Here is a 17214-nt window from a genome sequence, read left to right on the forward strand (position 1 = left end):
GGCCGGGCCGCTTTCGGCCGCCCGGTTCGTCGCCGATCTCGCACGTACTCCCTGGTACGCGCCTCGATCGGCTCCTGCCGGATCGGCGAAGTCGGCTCCGGCGCAGCCCCGTCGGAGTTTCCAAACGGTCTCTCAGCGATCCGGACTCTGGTCGGGCGGCAAAAAGCCCGACACGTCGCCGAGGTCGTCCTCCTCGGCCTCGACCGCCGGCACCGCATAGGCGCCCGACAGCCAGCGATGGAGATCGACGTCGGCGCAGCGCCGCGAGCAGAACGGCCGGAATTTCTCCTCGGCCGGCTTGCCGCAGATCGGGCAGCGGGCCGTCGTTCTCGGTTGCTCGGGTGTCATCGCCATGCGGCTCATGTGGGGGCGTGACGACGCGCCTGCGAGCCCTTCCGGGCTCGCCCGGCCGTCTTTCGCAGAAGCGGGGCAGGCTTTCGCAGAAGTGGGGCCGGCGGCTCCGGATCAGGCCGGCATCGCGGTCGCCGGGTCGACCCAGGCACGGTGGATCGGAAATCCCTCGCCGCCGAGCATCGCCAAGGTCTCGTAGAGCGGCAGCCCGACCACGCCCGTATACGACCCCACCAGTTTTACGACGAAGCTGCCGGCGAGCCCCTGCGCGGCATAGCCGCCCGCCTTGCCGCGCCATTCGCCGGAGGCGAGATAGCTCTCGATGTCGTCCGACGACAGCCGCTTGAAGCGCACCCGCGTCTCGACCATCCGCTGGCGAAGGCTTTCTTTCGGGGTGACCAGGCAGATGCCGGTATAGACCCGGTGATTGCGGCCCGACAGAAGCCGCAGGCAGCGGTCGGCCTCGTCGAGCAGTTCGGCCTTGGGGAGAATGCGCCGGCCGACCGCCACCACCGTGTCGGCGGCGAGAATGAACGATCCGCGAAAATCGTCGTCGTGGCGCAGCGTCTCCAGCACCAGCTCGGCTTTTGCCCGCGCGAGGCGTGCGGCGCAGGCGCGCGGCAGCTCGCCGCGCTTCGGCGTCTCGTCGAGCTCGGCCGGGCGCAGCGCGTCCGGCTCGATGCCGGCCTGGGCGAGCAGGGAGAGGCGGCGGGGCGAGCCCGAGGCGAGCACGAGTTTGGGGCGGCCCATCATGGCGGTGAAGATCCGTGCGGCGCGAGGTGAAGGGAGAAGCGGGAAAAAACGTCCGGCAAGACTGTCTCGCGATCGCGGCGCGGGCGGGGCGGACAGCTTTTTCGGTGGGGCGTGACGGTCGGGCGGCGACGGGGCGTGGTCGTTCCGGGCGAAAACGTCATTTGAAGCGGTAGGTGATGCGGCCCTTGGTGAGATCGTACGGCGTCATCTCGACGAGCACCTTGTCGCCGGCCAGCACGCGGATGCGGTTCTTGCGCATGCGGCCGGCCGTGTGGGCGATGATCTCATGACCGTTCTCGAGTGTGACGCGGAAGGTCGCGTTCGGCAGCAGCTCCGACACCACGCCGGGAAACTCCAGCAACTCTTCTTTCGTCATACGCAACCCGATGCTCGCACCGGGCGGCCGGGCCCGGACATGGGGTCTGGCAAGAAGATTTCGGCATGTCCGACGATGTCGGTCGCGCGCGGACCGTAGCCGAAAGCGTGCGGATCGACAACATCGGCAAAGATGGCCGCGAAGCGGCTCGGGCGGCTCTCAGCCCCGTAGCCGCGCCGGGTTGCCGAACGCGGTGGCGCCGGCCGGCACGTCGCGGGTCACCACGCTGCCGGCGCCGATCACCGCGTCGTCGCCGATCGTGACGCCGGGCAGCAGGATCGCCCCGCCGCCGATCCACACGTTGCGGCCGATGGTGATCGGCCGGCCGAACTCGAGGCCGGCGTCGCGGGTCGCCGGATCGCGCGGGTGATCGGCGGCGAGGATTTGCACGCCCGGCCCGATCTGCGTCTTGTCGCCGATCGTCACCGCGCAGACGTCGAGGATCACGCAATCGAAGTTCAGGAACACATGGTCGCCGAGCGAGATGTTGAAGCCGTAATCGCAGTGGAAGGGCGGCCGCACCACCGCGCCGGCGCCGACCGCGGCGAGCCGCTCGGCGAGCAGCGCGTGCCGCTCCGGCAGGGGCCGGGCGAGCGAGGCGTTGTAGCGCACCAGCCATTCGCGGTTCGCCGCGAGGTCGGCCTGCAGCTCCGGGTCGCCGGGATCGTACAGCGCGCCCGCCAGCATCTTCTGCTTCTCGCTCGGCATCGTGCCTCCGGTGTGGTTTTGGGGATTCGGCGGGATCACGCCATGCCGTAGGGCCGATAGCCGAACCGCTCCTCGATCTTGTCGACCAGCTGGTCGCGGATCTCGCGGTAGGCGGCGAGCCGCTGGTCGCGATTGCCCTCGGCGGCGGTCGGATCCTGGGTCGGCCAGTACTCGACCTCGACCGCCAGCGTGCGAGTCGCCTCGAGCGCCCGGTGGTGCGCCTCCGGCGACAGCGTGACGATCAGATCGAAATTCAGCCCCTCGAGGTCTTCCAGCTCCTCGAAGGTCTGCGGCCGGTGCTTGGACATGTCGACGCCGAGCTCGTCCATCACCGCGACCGCGAACGGGTCGGGCTCGCCCTTGTGGACGCCGGCCGAGCCGACATAGCTCAGATGTCCGAAATACTGGCGAAACAGCGCAGCCGCCATCGGCGAGCGCACCGCATTGTGGGCGCAGACGAACAGCACCGCCGGGGGCGGTCGCGGGCCGTCCGACGGCCGCATGTCTCAGCCCCTCCAATGCAGCACGGTGATCAGCGTGAACAGGCGCCGGGCCGTGTCGAAGTCGATCTCGATCTTGTCCTTCAGCCGCGCGGTGAGCAGCTCCGAGCCTTCGTTGTGCAGGCCGCGCCGGCCGACGTCGATCGCCTCGATCTGGCTCGGCGTCTGGGTGCGGATCGCGTGGTGATAGCTCTCGCACATCATGAAGTAGTCCTTCACGATGCGCCGGAACGGGGTGAGCGACAGATAGTGCGCGACCACCGGCGAGCCGTCCGGGCGGCGGACGTCGAACACCAGCCGCTCGTTGGCGAGCAAGAGCTTCAGGCAGTAGGGGCCGCCCTCGTGATCGACCGGCGCGAAGCGGTTGTCCTCGAGCAGATCGTAGATCGCGACCTGCCGCTCGTGCTCGATGTCGCGGTTGCCGGCGCCGATCGTGTCGGGATCGAGCGTCACCTCGATCAGCCGGTTGCTCTCGTCCTCCGCCCGATGGGTGTCGTTCATCGCGTGCCGAGCCGCACCGCCACCGAGCGCGCGTGCGCGATCAGCCCTTCCGCCTCGGCGAGCGCGATCGCCGCCGGGCCGAGCGCCTCGATCTGGGCGGCGCCGCAGCGCAGGATGGAGGTGCGCTTCATGAAGTCGAGCACGCCGAGGCCGGAGGAGAAGCGCGCCGAGCGGGCGGTCGGCAGCACGTGGTTGGAGCCGGCGACGTAATCGCCGATCGCCTCCGGGGTGTGAGTGCCGACGAAGATCGCGCCGGCGTGGCGCACCGCGGCGGCGAGCGGCTCGGGGTTCTCGACCGCGAGCTCGAGATGCTCGGGGGCGACAGCGTCGATCAGCGCCGGCGCCTCGTCGAGGCCGTCCACCAGCACCACCGCGCCGTGGTCGCGCCACGAGGCGCCGGCGATCTCGCTGCGCGGCAGGCTGGCGAGCTGCACCGCGACCGCCCGCACGACGGATTCGGCGAACGCCTTGTCGTCGGTGATCAGGATCGACTGGGCGGCGGCGTCGTGCTCGGCCTGGGCGAGCAGGTCGGCGGCGATCCAGTCGGGATCGGCGGCGCGGTCGGCGACGATCAAAACCTCGGACGGGCCGGCGATCATGTCGATGCCGACCTTGCCGAACACGATGCGCTTTGCGGCGGCGACATAGGCGTTGCCGGGACCGACGATCTTGTCGACCGGGGCGATCGTCTCGGTGCCGTAGGCGAGCGCAGCCACCGCCTGCGCGCCGCCGACGCGGTAGATCTCGTCGACGCCTGCGAGCTTTGCGGCGGCGAGCACCAAAGGCTCGAGCTTGTCGTCGGGCGTCGGCACCACCATCACCAGGCGCTCGACGCCGGCGACCTTGGCCGGCACCGCGTTCATCAGCACGGAGGAGGGATAGGCGGCGGTGCCGCCCGGCACGTAGAGGCCGGCGGCGGCGACCGGGCGCCAGCGATAGCCGAGCTCGACGCCGAGCGCGTCGGTGAAGCGCTCGTCGCCGGGAAGCTGGCGGCGGTGATAGGCCTCGATGCGGTCGCGGGCGAAGGCGAGCGCCTCGAGCCGGCGCGGGTCGCAGGCGGCGACCGCGGCCTCGACCTCCTCGGGCGAGATCCGCAGGCCCCGATTGGAGAGGTCGACCCGGTCGAACTTCTTCGACAGATCGACCAGGGCCGCGTCGCCGCGCGCGATCACGTCGGCGACGATCGCCCGCACGGCGGTCTCGACATCCACCGAAGCCTCTCGCTTGGTCGCGAGCAAGGCCTTGAAGCGGCTGCGGAAGTCGGGATCGCGGGTGGCGAGGCGGACGGGCATGGGGCACACTCGGCGGGCGTGGGGAGCCGATCCGGCGCACCGCTGCGCGTCACTCCTGCAGCCGCCCGGCTACCTTGCAGGTCGCGGCGGACGCGGCGGGGACGACGCGCGGCGCGGCCCTGCGGCCGGTCGCGGCGTGGCGGGGAGCGAGGCCCGTCAGGCCGTTCTCACCGTGTCCTCGTGCGCCGGACAACAGGTCGTATCCCATACCGGTCCGAGGTCGGCAAGCTCCGCCTCCAGGCATTCGACGTCGAGCCTGAGCTCGCTGCCGCCGGAGAAGATCAGCACCACCGAGCCGCCCGGCGCGTCGCGCTCGACGAACTCGATGGTCAGGAGGTTGAGCACGGCGCCCTTGTCCTGGCAGGCCACGTTGCGGCACTTCACGGCCATCACCCGGTCGAACCGCAGGGCGGTGCGGCGGCGGCGGAACTGCGGCTCGCCGCAGACGGCGCATTCCCAGTCGAACCGGTTGAGGCCCATCACCAAGCGGTGCTCGCTGGGCCTCCAATGGATGTCGCCCACCTTGACGATCGCGTCCTGCAAATGAGTCGCGACGACGTCGAGATCGTCCTGGTCGAGGGCGACGAGCTTGAGTTGATCTTCGGTCATGGCGGCAGTCATGGCGGCGCTCCTGAACGAGACGTAGTTAGGTAACCGGTCCGCCCCGCACAAGCCTCGATTGCGCGTTACCGACAGGTCGAATCGGGTCTCGACGACATATCGTTACCCCGGGCCGGGGTCGGACGACGGGAGCGCCGGACGCAGCGCCACCGCCAGCGGCACGGTCGCGAGCGCGAGAAGCGCCACCAGCGCGGCCGACGGCACCAGCCCGATCCGATCCCCGACCGCCCCGAACAGCAGCGGCGCCAGCGCCCCCGACCCGATGGTCGCGGTGTAGAACACGCCGAATGCCCGGCTCTGCCGCTCCGGCCCGACCAGCGCCGGCACCGTCCCGTACAGCACCGACGAGGTGCCGTTCAGCGCGACCCCGATCAGCGGCAGCAGGATCAGGCCGGCGACCAGGGGGAGGGGCAGCAGCAGCAGGATTCCGGCGGTGGTCAGCGCCTCGGTCAGCAGCACCGTCGCGAACATGCCGATGCGGGCGCCGACGAAGGCGCAGACCAGCTTTCCGGCGGCGCCGCCGGCGAACACCAGGGTCAGCGACACCCCGACGGTCGAGACACCCGCTCCCTTGGCGGTGAGCAGGAACGGCAGGAAGGTGAGGAACGCCATCCGGGTGGCGCTGTCGCACACGCCGATCGCGACCAGGAGCGAAAACCCGGTCCGATGTCGCGCCGGCGGCGCGGCCGCGGCGGAGACGGCGGGTGCGGCCGCGGCCGGTGCGGCCGCGCGTGGCGCCAGCGCCAGGATCGCGGCGGCCACCACGAGCCCGGCGCCGCCGATCAGTCCGACCGTGCCGCGCCACGGCATCGCCGTGAGCATCAGCGCGGCGAGCAGCGGCACCAGCATCTTGCCGATGTCGCCGGTGAAATTGTAGGTGCCGAGCGCCCTCAGCGCGCGCGGCCCGGCGAAGGCGCGGGCCACCAGCGACGAGGCGAGCGGGTGCTGGGTGCTCGATCCGATCCCGCCGATGGTGAGCGCGACCGCCAGCCCCCACAGGCCGCCGCTCGCCCCGGCGAGCACGTAGCCGAGGCCGGCCAGCGCGGTGCCGAGCGCCAGCACGAGCGCGATCCCCAGCCGCTCGGCCAGCAGGCCCGCCGGGATCTGCAAGGCCGCCATGGTGCCGGCATAGAGACCGCGCACCAGCCCGAGCTCGGCATAGCCGAGGCCGAACTCCGCCTGCCACAGCGGCAGCAGGACGTAGATCATGTCGGCATAGCCGTCGTGGAGCATGTGCGCGCCGGCCGCCACCGCGAGGGTGCGGCGGGACGAGGTCTCGTCGGCGGGTGCGGGCGCCGGCGCCGCCGGGGGCTGGATCGTGGTGATTCCGCGTGCTCCTTCGATCTCGGGGACGAATCACCATGAGACCGGCGGGGTGGGGCGGGCGCAAGGCGCCGGCCGCGTCACGTCGCGGTCCGGATCGGCCGCGGCGTGGCGGCACCGGCGAAGAAAAAGGCGGAAAACGACGCGGATGCCTGCAGAAACGCATGCCGGCGTCACGCCTGCCACGGGTCGGGCGGCGTTGACCGCCGGTATGGCGCAGCGCATCTTGCACCGCACGCGTGCCGGCCCGCCTGCCGCCGGCCTTCGACGCGATTCCCCATCGACCAGCACGGCCCGACGGCCGGAGGAGGCCACTTGCTCGCGTTGCGTGACCTTTTCCGGTGGGATCGGTTCGTCACACCGTCGATCATCAAGGTGTTTTACTGGCTGGTCGTCGGGCTCGCGATTCTGTTCGGCGTGTCGGGGATTCTGTCGTCGGTCGCGGTGATGGGCGACAGTCTGGTCGCCGGCCTGTTCGCGCTTGCCGCGACCGTGCTCGGCACGGTGATCGGCATCGTGCTGGCGCGCATCGCCGCCGAGTTCGTGCTGATCGTCTTCCGCATCAACGAGCACTTGGGCATCTTGCGCAGCCGCGGCGAGTGAGTCTTTCGCCGCGGCGCTCGTGTCCGCAGGCGCTCAGGTCGCGAAGCGGAAGTGCAGGACGTCGCCGTCGGCGACCACGTACTCCTTGCCCTCGAGCCGCAGCCGGCCGGCGTCGCGCGCACCGGCCTCGCCGCCGAGCGTCACGAAGTCCTCGTAGCCGATGGTTTCCGCGCGGATGAAGCCGCGCTCGAAATCGGAATGGATCACGCCCGCCGCCTGCGGCGCCTTGGTGCCGCGGGTGATGGTCCAGGCGCGCGCCTCCTTCGGCCCGGCGGTGAAGTAGGTGACGAGATCGAGCAACTGATAGCCGGCGCGGATCAGCCGGTTGAGGCCGGGCTCCTCGAGCCCGATGGCGGCGAGATAATCGGCCCGCTCGGCCGCCGGCAGAATGGCGATCTCCGCCTCGATCTGCGCCGAGATGACCACCGACACCGCGCCTTCCTCGGCGGCGCGTTTTTCCACCGCCTCGGAATAGGCGTTGCCGGTCGCGGCCGCGCCTTCCTCGACGTTGCATACATAGAGCACCGGCTTGGAGCTGAGCAGCCCGAGCATGCGGAACGGCTTCTCGTCCTCGGGCTTCAGCTCGACCATCCGCGCCGGCTTGCCCTCGCGCAGCAGCACCAGCGCGCGCGTCATCAGATCGAGCAGTTCCTTCGATTCCTTGTCGCCGCCCTTGGCCTTTTTCTCGGTCGCGACGACGCGCTTCTCGAGGCTGTCGAGATCGGCGAGCATCAGCTCGGTCTCGATCGTCTCGATGTCCGCGACCGGATCGATGCGGCCTTCCACATGGGTGACGTCGCCGTCGTCGAAGCAGCGCACCACATGGACGATGGCATCGACCTCGCGGATGTTGGCGAGGAACTGATTGCCGAGGCCTTCGCCCTTGGAGGCGCCGCGCACCAAGCCCGCGATGTCGACGAAGGCGAGCCGGGTCGGCACGATCTCGGCGGATTTCGCCAGCTTCGCCAGCGTGTCGAGCCGCGGATCGGGCACCGCGACCTCGCCGACGTTCGGCTCGATCGTGCAGAACGGATAGTTCGCCGCCTGCGCCGCGGCGGTCGCCGTCAGCGCATTGAAGAGGGTCGACTTGCCCACATTGGGCAGGCCGACGATGCCGCATTTGAATCCCATGGTGCTCTCGTCAGGAGATGAATTGTTCGGGCGCGCCCAGCGCGAAGGGGTTCAGGATGGTGAGGGTCTCCACGGTGCGCTCGTGCTGGAGATCCTCGCTGAGAAACACGTCGCAGCCGGCGGCGAGCGCCGAGCCGAGCAGCAGGCAGTCCCACCAGCCGAAGCCCGTCGCATCCTGCACGCGCCACGCCCGGCGCAGCACGTCGATATCGAGCGGCGCGGTGCAGAAGGGGACGAGCACGTCGATGAACTCGCGCGCCTGAGACCGAGCGAGCTTCCGGCGAACGGTGAGGACCCGATAGCACTCATTCAGGCTTTGTTGGCTCAGAACCAGCATTCCCGTCGTGCTCAGGCTCGCCAGCCACTCCGCCGCGATCGTTCGCTTCCGCGTCTCGCCCGGGTCCATCGCGTAGACGATGAGATTCGTATCGACGAACCAGCTCCTCCTCCCGCTCGGCATAAAGCTCCTCGCGCGTCGGTAGATTTTTGGCGATGCCGGGAAAGCCGGGGCCTTTCATGAAGCGGATCAGCGCGGCGGCAGCATCGTCCGGCGTCGTGCATCGTTCCTCGACCAGTTCGGCCACGAACCGCGACAGGCTCTTCGATTGCTTGGCCGCCTCCACCCGGGCGCGGGCCACGAGATCGTCGGGCAGGGTGATGGTGACGTTCTTCATCCGGCGTTCCATCTCCGGCGCTCCTTGCGAAGCCCCCTCCACACGGATCTCGTGTTTTCGTGTTTTCGTGTCAAGTCGTCGTGGCAGGAGAGACCGCCGCCGCGAGGTGCCGTCGCCGCGACGTCACCCCCCCGACTTCGCCGGACGTCCCTCGGCCTTGTCGTCGTCGAAAAAGCCTTTTGCCTGCATGGCGAGGTGGACCTTGTTCTGGAAGGTCGCGTCCTGGCCTTTTGCCAGCAGGTCGGCGTGATCGGCGACCAGATCGCAAAGGGTCTCGACCCATTCGCGCTCGGACTTGGCAAAATCCTGCAGCACCCAGTGCTGCACCATCTCGCGCGTGCCCGGATGGCCGACGCCGAGTCGCACCCGGCGATACTCGTTGCCGACATGGGCGGAGATCGAGCGCAGGCCGTTGTGGCCGGCGGCGCCGCCACCGACCTTGAGGCGCACCTTTCCGGGCGGCAGGTCGATCTCGTCGTGCAGGACGGTGATGTCGGGCAGGCCGAGCTTGTAGAACTTGACCGCCTCGCCGACCGCGCGGCCGGACTCGTTCATGTAGGTCTCGGGCTTCAGCAGCAGCACTTTTTCGCTGCCGATCGCGCCTTCGCAGACGAGCCCCTGAAAACGCCGTCGCCACGGCGCAAAACCGTGGCGACGGGCGATCGCATCGACCGCCATGAAGCCGATATTGTGGCGGTTGCCCGCGTAGCGGGCGCCCGGATTGCCGAGCCCGACCAGGAGCCGCATGCTCGTCTCCGGACGCCGTTACGCCGCGATCCGGCTCACTTCTTGTCCGCGGCCTTGCCGGCCGGCGCCGCACCTTTGGCGGGTGCCGCCGCCTTGGCCGCGCCGCCCGCGGCCGGAGCCGCCGCCGCGGCCGGAGCCGCCGCCGCATCGGCCGTCGCCTTGACGTCCTCGGCATAGCCGGACGGCGGCACGATGGTGACCAGCGTCGGGTTCGCCTTGGTGGCCGGGCGCACGTTGGGCGGCAGCGGAATGTCGCTCAGGTGGCGCGAGTGGTTGATCTCCAGGCCGGTGAGGTCGACCTCGATCGACTCCGGGATGGCGTCGGCCGGGCAGCGCAGATCGACCGCATGGGCGACCACGCTGACGGTGCCGCCGCGCTTGATGCCGGGCGCCGCCTCCGGATTGGAGGTGTGGACCGGAACGCGCACGCGGATGGTCGCGCCTTCGCCGAGGCGAAGGAAGTCGACGTGCAGCGGCAGGTCGCGCAGCGGCTCGACCTGGTAGTCGCGCGGGATCACGCGGTGCTTGGTGCCGTCGAGGACGATGTCGAAGATGGTGGTGAGGAAGCGCCCCGCGAGGATGCGCTTGCGGACCTCGAGCTCGTCGAGCGCGATCGAGATCGGCGGCTGGTTGTCGCCGTAGATCACTGCGGGGATGCGGCCCTCGCGACGCACGGCCCGGGAGGCCCCCTTGCCTGCCCGCGGACGCGCCGTCGCTTCGAGCTCCTTGACGGTCGCCATGTCGAAAATCCTTTGCTCGGTCGGACGGAAACGGCCGCGTGTGCGGCTCGCCCGGTCCGGTTTCACGGTTGAAGGTGCCGCTCGCGCGGCAGAACGGCCAGCCTCCAGGGGTGTGCAGGCCGTCGAAGGCCCGGCTTATATCGGCCGCGCGGGTTTTTGACAAGAAAGGCGGGGGCCGCGGGGACACTCGGTTTGCCCTGGGCGCCTGTTGGACGCGCCGCAGGGGGCGTGTGGTGGTGGCCGGTCGGCGAGTAGCGAGTGGTGAGTAGCGAGTGGCGGTCAGCGAGTCGTGAGTGGGGCGGAGCGCTGGTTGGCTTCCTGGTCGCTGGAGTGCCGACGTCCGCTGCCGGGGCCGGGCCGGTGGGGAGAGCGGCGGTAAAGACGGCAGGGAAGACAGGGAAGACAGGGAAGGCAGGGAAGGCAGGGAAGGCAGTACCTCACGCCTTCCCGGAGGGCGGCCCCCGTCTCGTCGGGCGATGCGCTCGCCTCGCGGGCAGCGGGTCGGTACCCTGGACGACGAAGAGAGGCAGAGAAGGCGACGCACCACCTTGCCAATCCCCGCGCCGCCCATTATCAGGGAGCCCGGTCGCCGCGTTCGCGTCGGCGGGCCGGTCGCCGCAATAGCTCAGCTGGTAGAGCACATCATTCGTAATGATGGGGTCGGGGGTTCGAATCCCTCTTGCGGCACCAGTTTCTTTTCTCCGTCGTCTTCGTTCCGATCGAGGCCGCCTCGCCGACGAGCCGGGCGCTCGCGCCGGCCCCCATCGAAGTCACCGCCCCGAAAAAATCGGATGGCCGACGCGGTCGCCGACGGCGATGCCGTATTTCCTCGCAGTGCCGGCGACCACCTCCAGCACGGCGCGCACCGGGCCGCCGGAGGAGACGATGCGCTCCGACATCGGCGTCGTGCGCTCGGCGATCCGGCTGATCTTTCCGTCGTCACCGATGAAGATCATGTCGAGTGACACGTAAGTATTCTTCATCCACATCGCGACCGGCTGCTCCTTGTCGAAGTCGAACAGCATCCCTTCACCATCGGGCAGAGATTTTCGGTACATCAATCCTTGCGCGCGCTCGGCGTCGGTGGTGGCGAGCTCGACCGAGAAGACGTGCACGCCGGTGCGGCTGGCGATCTCGAGGATTTGGCGCTCGGCGGCGCGCGAGCCGCCTGTGGTGCCCAGCAGGCCGGCGAGAAGCAGGGCGGCAAAAGCCGCGAAAAAAAGTGCGAAGCGACGGGTCATCGGCGGAAACAACCTCGATTGGATCGGACAGGCCGGCGCGCCCATGCGGCGGGCCCGGTCGGTCTCCTCATTGTGCGCCGCCACGGGGCGGCCGGTCGAGAGCGGATGGGTGACGGACTGGCGTCGTCGAACGCGCGAGGGAGGTGATATCCGGCCCGGATGGCGCATCGAAGGCGACGCGGCGCGCGCATGACGGGTCCCGAGCAGGGCGGCCTCGTGGTTCGAGACGCGGCCTGCGGCCGCCCCTCACGATGAGGGGAGCGATGTCGGCATGCGGGAGCGTGATTCGATCGCGGCGGCATCACGTGGGCGGCGGCATCACATGCCCGCGACGAAGCCGCCCGCCCCGCGAGCGCACTGTTCCACACGCCCGGATCCAGCAGAATCCACGCATGGAACAGCGACGCGGGAAGAGGGAGAGAAAAGAAGAAAAATCAGTGCGAGGCGAGCGCGTGGGTGCCGCCGTCGGGACGCACCTCTGCGGCCATCAGGCCCTTGGGGCCGGGGCCGAAGCGCACCAACACCGTCTGGCCGGGACGCAGCTCGGTGAGCCCGTACCGCCGCAGCGTCTCCATGTGCACGAAGATGTCGGGCGTGCCTTCGCCGCGCGTGAGGAAGCCGAAGCCGCGCAGCCGGTTGAACCACTTCACCACCGCCCGCTCGAGCCCGCTGGTCGGCACCACGGTGACGTGGGTGCGCGGCGGCGGCATCTGCGCCGGATGCACCGCGGTCGATTCGTCCATCGAGACGATGCGGAACGCCTGAAAGCCCTTGGGGCGGGCGAGCGCCTCGCACACCACGCGGGCGCCTTCGTAGGCGGTCTGAAAGCCGTCGCGACGCAGGCAGGTCACGTGCAGCAGCACGTCGGGCATGCCGTTGTCGGGCACGATGAAGCCGTATCCCTTGGCCACATCGAACCATTTGATCACGCCCGTGACCTCGACGACCGCCGTCGCCGACTCGTCGGCGAACTCGCCGATCGGATCAGTCACGCCGTAATGGTTGTCAGGCCCCTTAGACCCAAAATCGTCCGTGGCCATGAGGACGTACGCCGCCGCTGTCTTGGCGCCTCTTGAGGAGCGCTTGAACGAATCTCTTGCGGCAAAGATATCGGCGCCCGCCCGGATGGGAAACAGGAAAATGCGAATACCGCAACTTGTACGCCAAGACTGTGCAAGACGTTGCAATCGGGCGACAGAATACGAATCGAATCAATGTGTCACGAATGGCGCGAGCACGCTGCCGATGTCGGCGTGCACCACCAGATCGGCCGCGTCGTCGAACTCGGTCGGATCACGATTGAGGATCACCAGGCGCGCGCCGTTGCGTTTCGCGAGCAGCGGGAAGCCGGCCGCCGGCCACACCACCAGCGACGAGCCGATCGCGATGAACAGGTCGCAGGCGAGCGTCAGCTCCTCGGCGCGGCGCATCTCGTCTTCCGGCATCGCCTGGCCGAACGAGACGGTGGCGGTCTTGATGTAGCCGCCGCAGTCGGGGCAGTCGGGCGCGTGGCCGCCTTCGGTGAATCGCGTCTTCACCCAGCCGAGCTCGAAGCGGCGCTTGCAGGCGAGACACAGCGCATAGGTGGTGTTGCCGTGCAGCTCGACCACGTCGTCGGCGGCGAAGCCCGAGGCCTGGTGGAGATTGTCGATGTTCTGCGTGATCACCGCGGGCGACTTGCCGCTGCGATAGAGCGCGGCGAGCGCGAGGTGACCGCGGCCGGGCTTTGCGGCGGAGAATTCGCTCTCCATCGCGAAGCGGCGGCGCCACGCCTCGTCGCGCATGTCGCGGCTCGCCACGAACTCGTCGAACGGGATCGGCGCGTTCTGCGTCCACAGCCCGCCCGGCGAGCGAAAGTCGGGGATGCCGCACTCGGTGGAAATGCCGGCGCCCGTGAAGGGCACCACCACGGAGGCGTCGGCGATCAGCTCGGCGAGCCGGCGACGTCCCGTCTCGATGTCGGAAGAGATCATCCTATATGCACCTTCGGACGGCCGGCCGCGGGGCGGCGAGGGCCGCCGACTGTTCACGAGGAACCCATGCGATATCTGCACACGATGCTGCGCGTCCGCAACCTCGAGGCCGCGCTCGATTTCTACTGCGGCAAGCTCGGTCTGCAAGAGACGATGCGGCGCGACGACGAGAAAGGCCGCTACACGCTGATCTTCCTCGCCGCGCCGGGCGACCACGACGTGATCGAGAAAAGCCTCGCGCACGGCCGGCCGGGGCCGCTCGTCGAGCTCACCTACAACTGGGACGGCGACGAGGATTACGGCGAGGCGCGCCATTTCGGCCACCTCGCCTTCGAGGTCGACGACATCTATGCGACCTGCGAGGCGCTGATGAAGGCGGGCATCACCATCAACCGGCCGCCGCGCGACGGGCAGATGGCGTTCGTGCGCTCGCCCGACTGCCAGTCGATCGAGCTTCTGCAGAAGGGCGATCCGCTGCCGCGGCAGGAGCCGTGGGCCTCGATGCCCAACACCGGCCACTGGTGAGGCCGCGGACCTTTTTCGTCTTTCGGCTGTTTCCGGCGGTCGGCCGGTCCCGTGCGGCGCCGTCACGCAGGGCCGCCGGGACCACGGGCGTCGCCGACGCCGGCTCGGGCTCGCGCAAGGGTGCGCGGGCCTTTTTCTTCGGGGCAGGGCGCTCGCCCGTGGGCCCCCACGCATGGGCACCGGGCACCCGTGCGCGGCCGCGAGCGGCCGCGTGGGGGAAAGCCGTCTCGATGCCGTTCCGGACCGCTCCGTCTTATCCCGTGCGATGCCCACAGGGCTCGCTTGCCGGGCGGCGGAAACGCCTCTATATCTCGCCGCCGTCGCGGGAGCCCGCGCTGCGCCCATCGTCTAGCGGTCCAGGACGTCGCCCTTTCACGGCGAAAACAGGGGTTCGATTCCCCTTGGGCGCGCCATCTGGCCACCGCCGATCCGCCTGCGATCGTCCCGCCCTTCACCGATCGAGCCACTGTCACCCGCCGTGCAACTGATGCCGTCGAGCAACTGTCGCCCGTGGCGCGGGCGCCGGTGTCGGCGTCACGACACCGTCCGAGCCGCTCGACGGGGCGACACGGCGTGCGCGTCGCCTCGGTCCGCCGGCCTCGGCCGGCCGGCCGGCCTCACCAGCCCTGCCGGTTGCGGCCCATGCCGCGCCCGCCGCCGGTGTTGTCGAGCGCCCGCCGGCACTCCGGTGACAGCTTCTTGCGGTTCACCTCGAGGCACTCGCGCGCCTGCATGTTGCCGTGCGGAACGCCGGCGCAATAGGTCGCGATGTCGTCCGAGCAGGCATAGCGGACCGGGCCGCCGCCATAGCGCTGGGCGCTCGCGGGCGCCGCTGCCAGAAGACCGCCCATCAGGACGGCGCTCGCCACGGCGGTGGAAACGATGAGTGTGCGCATGGTGATCTCCCTTGTCCTCGTCGTCGCTCCGCTGCGGAGCAGGCCGGTGCCGCCGCGTCGCTCGCGAGAGCTTCGGGCGAAGCGGCAGCGACCATGGCGTGGATGATGCGCCGCAGCCCCTGATGCCGGTCTGACGCCGCCCGTCAGAGATGCGTCAGCGATTTTGCCCGATCCGGCAAATGCTCGCCGCAACGGCTCGGTGGATGTTCGGCGTCGCGTGGTCGCCCAGAATGGTGCCGGCGAGTGGTCGCGGCGAGGCGGTGGTGACCGCCGTTCGCCACCCGCACGATGTGCGCAAAACTCGACCCAAGTCGCTCCGATACTTGAAGGAATACTGAATTTCATACCGGAGGAACTAATGCCGTGTATTTATGCCAGGCGCGATATTTCTACATGAAGCCCATGCAGATTTACATGAAGCGGCAGATTTACATGAAGCCCATGCGGGCGCATCGGTGGCAAACGCTCACGAAACGAGCAATATAGCGTATCAACGCTACTCCTCAGGGGCTGCAAGATCCTGCGCGCCGTCTATAAAGGGTTGCGCATTATTCGGTATCCGATGGATCGTCCTGCGGATAAACGATAATACAGTTGACGGCCGTGCGTCCGTGAACTTATCTGCAAATAGTACGTGTAAGCGGATCCAACTCCCGTGCCTCCGACGACCGCTCGAGATCAAGCCGCCGAACTGAGGCGCGAAGCCGGCGTGTGGCTCAGGAGCCTGCGCGAGCAGGCGGGGCTGTCGCAGCGCTTGTTCGCCGACGCCCTCGGTCTCGAATACTACACGTTCATCTCGCAGCTCGAGGCCGGGCGCGGACGGGTGCCGCCCGAGCGTTATGCCGACTGGGCGCGCGTGCTCGAGGTCGACGTGAAGGAGTTCACGGCGACCTGCCTGAAATACTAAGAGCCCTCGACCTATCGTATTCTGTTCGAGGACGGACCGAAGAAGCCGGCCCGCCGCCGCTGATCGGTCCCGGTTACGGCGCTCGGCCATGCATCCGCGCCGTGCGGCTCGGCCGCCGTGCCGAACCTCCGTACGCGCCGCCGCCGTGCCGGCCCTTGACCGCCTCCCGCGCGAAGGCTACGCAAAATCCCACTTTTCGGCCGTCGGGGCATAGCGCAGTCTGGTAGCGCGGGAGTTTTGGGTACTCCAGGTCGCAGGTTCGAATCCTGCTGCCCCGACCAATTCTCTCCCCCCGACCGTTCGGCCGCTCCCCCGTACCCCCCGTCTTCCCGTACCCCGAAATGTCCGTCAACGTCGCCATTCTGGTCAAGATCGCATCGGTGCTCTTGTTCGCCTTCATGTCCGCGCTGGTGCGGTTCGTCGGCGAGGAGGGGGTGCCGCTCGGCCAGGTGGTGTTCTTCCGCAGCGTCTTTGCGATCATTCCGGTGGTTTTGATCTATTCCGCCCGCGGCGAGCTGCGCGCCGCGGTCACCACCCGGCGGCCGCTCGGCCACCTCCTGCGCGGCACCATCAGCGTCGCCGGCATGTTTCTCAATTTCGCGGCACTCGCCCGGCTGCCGCTGGTCGACGCGACCGCCATCAGCTTCGCCGCGCCGCTGATCACGGTGGCGCTCGCCGCCCTCCTGCTCGGCGAGCGGGTGCGGGCCTATCGCTGGTCGGCGGTCGGGATCGGCTTTCTCGGCGTCGTGGTGATGCTGTGGCCCTATCTCGACATCGGCCGGCTGATCGCCGAGGGCGGCGCCGATTCGGCGGTCGGCGCGCTGTGCGCGGTCGGCGCGGCGATCACCACCGCCTCGGCGGTGATCCAGACCCGCCGGCTCACCGACACGGAAACCACCTCGTCGATCGTCTTCTACTTCTCGCTGGTGTGCACCGTGGTGTCGTCGGTGGTGCTGCCGTTCGTGTGGGTGACGCCGACGCTGGCGCAGCTCGCGGCGCTGATCGGCGTCGGCGTGCTCGGCGGGCTGTCGCACCTGCTGCTCACCGAGAGCTTCCGCTGGGCGCCGGCCTCGGTGCTGGCGCCGTTCGACTATCTGACGCTCCTGTTCGCCTTCGTGATCGGCTATTTCGCCTTCCGCGAGATGCCGACCGTGCACGCCTATGCCGGCGCCATGGTGGTGGTGCTGTCCGGCCTGTTCGTGATCTGGCGGGAGCGACGGCTCGCCGCGCAGCGCCGGCTCGACGCCACGCGGCCGCCGACGCCGCCGACCTGAGAGCCCGTTTGGAAACTCGGACGCGGGCTGCGTTGCGGCGCGAACTGCCGGAGGCCAGGAGAAAAGCGATGCCGATAT

Annotated in this window: 22 protein-coding genes and 3 tRNA genes; 7 read left to right on the top strand and 18 right to left on the bottom strand. The window is 69.2% G+C overall.

Annotated features, from left to right (window positions below):
- Positions 1 to 132 precede the first annotated feature (132 nt).
- From yacG to A33M_RS18640, 9 genes are all read right to left on the bottom strand, one after another.
- Positions 133 to 348, bottom strand: a complete 216-nt coding sequence (gene yacG / locus A33M_RS18600) for a DNA gyrase inhibitor YacG (protein WP_052027129.1) — start codon at positions 346 to 348, stop codon at positions 133 to 135.
- A gap of 117 nt (positions 349 to 465) precedes the next feature.
- Entirely contained in the window at positions 466 to 1104 is a 639-nt protein-coding gene (locus A33M_RS18605) for a Maf-like protein (RefSeq protein WP_008390458.1), read from the bottom strand.
- A 157-nt stretch (positions 1105 to 1261) separates the two neighbouring features.
- Positions 1262 to 1480: a translation initiation factor IF-1 gene (gene infA / locus A33M_RS18610; RefSeq protein ID WP_008390459.1), complete on the bottom strand. Its 219-nt coding sequence runs from the start codon at positions 1478 to 1480 to the stop codon at positions 1262 to 1264.
- Between the two features lie 159 nt (positions 1481 to 1639).
- Positions 1640 to 2188: a sugar O-acetyltransferase gene (locus tag A33M_RS18615; RefSeq protein ID WP_008390460.1), complete on the bottom strand. Its 549-nt coding sequence runs from the start codon at positions 2186 to 2188 to the stop codon at positions 1640 to 1642.
- A 35-nt stretch (positions 2189 to 2223) separates the two neighbouring features.
- Complete coding sequence (locus A33M_RS18620) at positions 2224 to 2691, bottom strand: arsenate-mycothiol transferase ArsC (protein ID WP_008390461.1); 468 nt, start codon at positions 2689 to 2691, stop codon at positions 2224 to 2226.
- A gap of 3 nt (positions 2692 to 2694) precedes the next feature.
- Positions 2695 to 3189, bottom strand: coding sequence for a UPF0262 family protein (locus tag A33M_RS18625; RefSeq protein ID WP_008390462.1), 495 nt, complete (start codon positions 3187 to 3189; stop codon positions 2695 to 2697).
- Complete coding sequence (gene hisD / locus A33M_RS18630) at positions 3186 to 4481, bottom strand: histidinol dehydrogenase (protein ID WP_008390463.1); 1296 nt, start codon at positions 4479 to 4481, stop codon at positions 3186 to 3188. Before hisD ends, A33M_RS18625 begins: the two co-directional genes overlap by 4 nt.
- A 156-nt stretch (positions 4482 to 4637) precedes the next feature.
- Positions 4638 to 5102, bottom strand: a complete 465-nt coding sequence (locus A33M_RS18635) for a DUF2948 family protein (RefSeq protein ID WP_008390464.1) — start codon at positions 5100 to 5102, stop codon at positions 4638 to 4640.
- Positions 5103 to 5204: 102 nt separating this feature from the next.
- Positions 5205 to 6335 carry an MFS transporter gene (locus tag A33M_RS18640; RefSeq protein ID WP_008390465.1) on the bottom strand — a complete coding sequence of 377 codons (1131 nt, stop codon included), beginning with the start codon at positions 6333 to 6335 and terminating at the stop codon, positions 5205 to 5207.
- A gap of 414 nt (positions 6336 to 6749) precedes the next feature.
- Here A33M_RS18640 and A33M_RS18645 point away from each other — a divergent pair, with 414 nt between their 5' ends.
- Positions 6750 to 7028, top strand: coding sequence for a DUF4282 domain-containing protein (locus A33M_RS18645; protein WP_202801953.1), 279 nt, complete (start codon positions 6750 to 6752; stop codon positions 7026 to 7028).
- 33 nt (positions 7029 to 7061) lie between these two features.
- On the opposite strand, the gene ychF is transcribed toward A33M_RS18645, so the two are convergent.
- The 5 genes from ychF to A33M_RS18665 form a co-directional block, all read right to left on the bottom strand.
- Positions 7062 to 8159 (bottom strand): redox-regulated ATPase YchF, encoded by a 1098-nt coding sequence (gene ychF / locus A33M_RS18650; RefSeq protein WP_008390467.1) that lies wholly within the window; start codon positions 8157 to 8159, stop codon positions 7062 to 7064.
- Positions 8160 to 8169: 10 nt separating this feature from the next.
- A complete protein-coding gene (locus A33M_RS18655) occupies positions 8170 to 8565 on the bottom strand; it encodes a PIN domain-containing protein (RefSeq protein ID WP_157223559.1) in 396 nt (131 codons plus the stop codon).
- Entirely contained in the window at positions 8465 to 8845 is a 381-nt protein-coding gene (locus A33M_RS25070; RefSeq protein ID WP_237718417.1) for a hypothetical protein, read from the bottom strand. The genes A33M_RS18655 and A33M_RS25070 overlap by 101 nt, the downstream gene beginning before the upstream one ends.
- A gap of 111 nt (positions 8846 to 8956) precedes the next feature.
- A complete protein-coding gene (gene pth, locus A33M_RS18660) occupies positions 8957 to 9580 on the bottom strand; it encodes an aminoacyl-tRNA hydrolase (protein ID WP_008390470.1) in 624 nt (207 codons plus the stop codon).
- Between the two features lie 35 nt (positions 9581 to 9615).
- Entirely contained in the window at positions 9616 to 10320 is a 705-nt protein-coding gene (locus A33M_RS18665) for a 50S ribosomal protein L25/general stress protein Ctc (RefSeq protein WP_040621721.1), read from the bottom strand.
- A gap of 614 nt (positions 10321 to 10934) precedes the next feature.
- Between A33M_RS18665 and A33M_RS18670 the strand changes: the two genes are divergently transcribed.
- Positions 10935 to 11010 (top strand) — tRNA-Thr (locus A33M_RS18670).
- Between the two features lie 80 nt (positions 11011 to 11090).
- Here the strand turns inward: A33M_RS18670 and A33M_RS18675 are convergent.
- The 3 genes from A33M_RS18675 to A33M_RS18685 form a co-directional block, all read right to left on the bottom strand.
- On the bottom strand, positions 11091 to 11561 hold the full coding sequence (locus tag A33M_RS18675; RefSeq protein ID WP_040621728.1) for a DUF192 domain-containing protein: 471 nt from the start codon (positions 11559 to 11561) through the stop codon (positions 11091 to 11093).
- Between the two features lie 434 nt (positions 11562 to 11995).
- Positions 11996 to 12553 (bottom strand): cold-shock protein, encoded by a 558-nt coding sequence (locus A33M_RS18680; RefSeq protein ID WP_237718418.1) that lies wholly within the window; start codon positions 12551 to 12553, stop codon positions 11996 to 11998.
- Between the two features lie 219 nt (positions 12554 to 12772).
- A complete protein-coding gene (locus tag A33M_RS18685; RefSeq protein WP_008390476.1) occupies positions 12773 to 13534 on the bottom strand; it encodes an SIR2 family NAD-dependent protein deacylase in 762 nt (253 codons plus the stop codon).
- A gap of 66 nt (positions 13535 to 13600) precedes the next feature.
- On the opposite strand from A33M_RS18685, the gene A33M_RS18690 reads away from it, so the two are divergent.
- Together A33M_RS18690 and A33M_RS18695 are read left to right on the top strand one after the other, a co-directional pair.
- A complete protein-coding gene (locus A33M_RS18690; protein ID WP_008390478.1) occupies positions 13601 to 14059 on the top strand; it encodes a VOC family protein in 459 nt (152 codons plus the stop codon).
- 337 nt (positions 14060 to 14396) lie between these two features.
- Positions 14397 to 14472: transfer RNA gene (locus A33M_RS18695), tRNA-Glu, on the top strand.
- A gap of 204 nt (positions 14473 to 14676) precedes the next feature.
- Here A33M_RS18695 and A33M_RS18700 read toward each other — a convergent pair.
- Complete coding sequence (locus A33M_RS18700; protein WP_040621723.1) at positions 14677 to 14955, bottom strand: cysteine rich repeat-containing protein; 279 nt, start codon at positions 14953 to 14955, stop codon at positions 14677 to 14679.
- Positions 14956 to 15664: 709 nt separating this feature from the next.
- On the opposite strand from A33M_RS18700, the gene A33M_RS18705 reads away from it, so the two are divergent.
- The 3 genes from A33M_RS18705 (at position 15665) to A33M_RS18715 (ending at position 17136) form a co-directional block, all read left to right on the top strand.
- Positions 15665 to 15862: a helix-turn-helix domain-containing protein gene (locus tag A33M_RS18705; protein WP_008390481.1), complete on the top strand. Its 198-nt coding sequence runs from the start codon at positions 15665 to 15667 to the stop codon at positions 15860 to 15862.
- A gap of 204 nt (positions 15863 to 16066) precedes the next feature.
- A tRNA-Pro gene (locus A33M_RS18710) sits at positions 16067 to 16143 on the top strand.
- 60 nt (positions 16144 to 16203) lie between these two features.
- Positions 16204 to 17136, top strand: coding sequence for a DMT family transporter (locus A33M_RS18715; protein WP_008390482.1), 933 nt, complete (start codon positions 16204 to 16206; stop codon positions 17134 to 17136).
- The last annotated feature ends 78 nt before the right edge of the window (positions 17137 to 17214 follow it).

Origin of the sequence: Rhodovulum sp. PH10 (assembly GCF_000293785.1) — a bacterium.
Lineage (GTDB): Bacteria > Pseudomonadota > Alphaproteobacteria > Rhizobiales > Xanthobacteraceae > Rhodoplanes.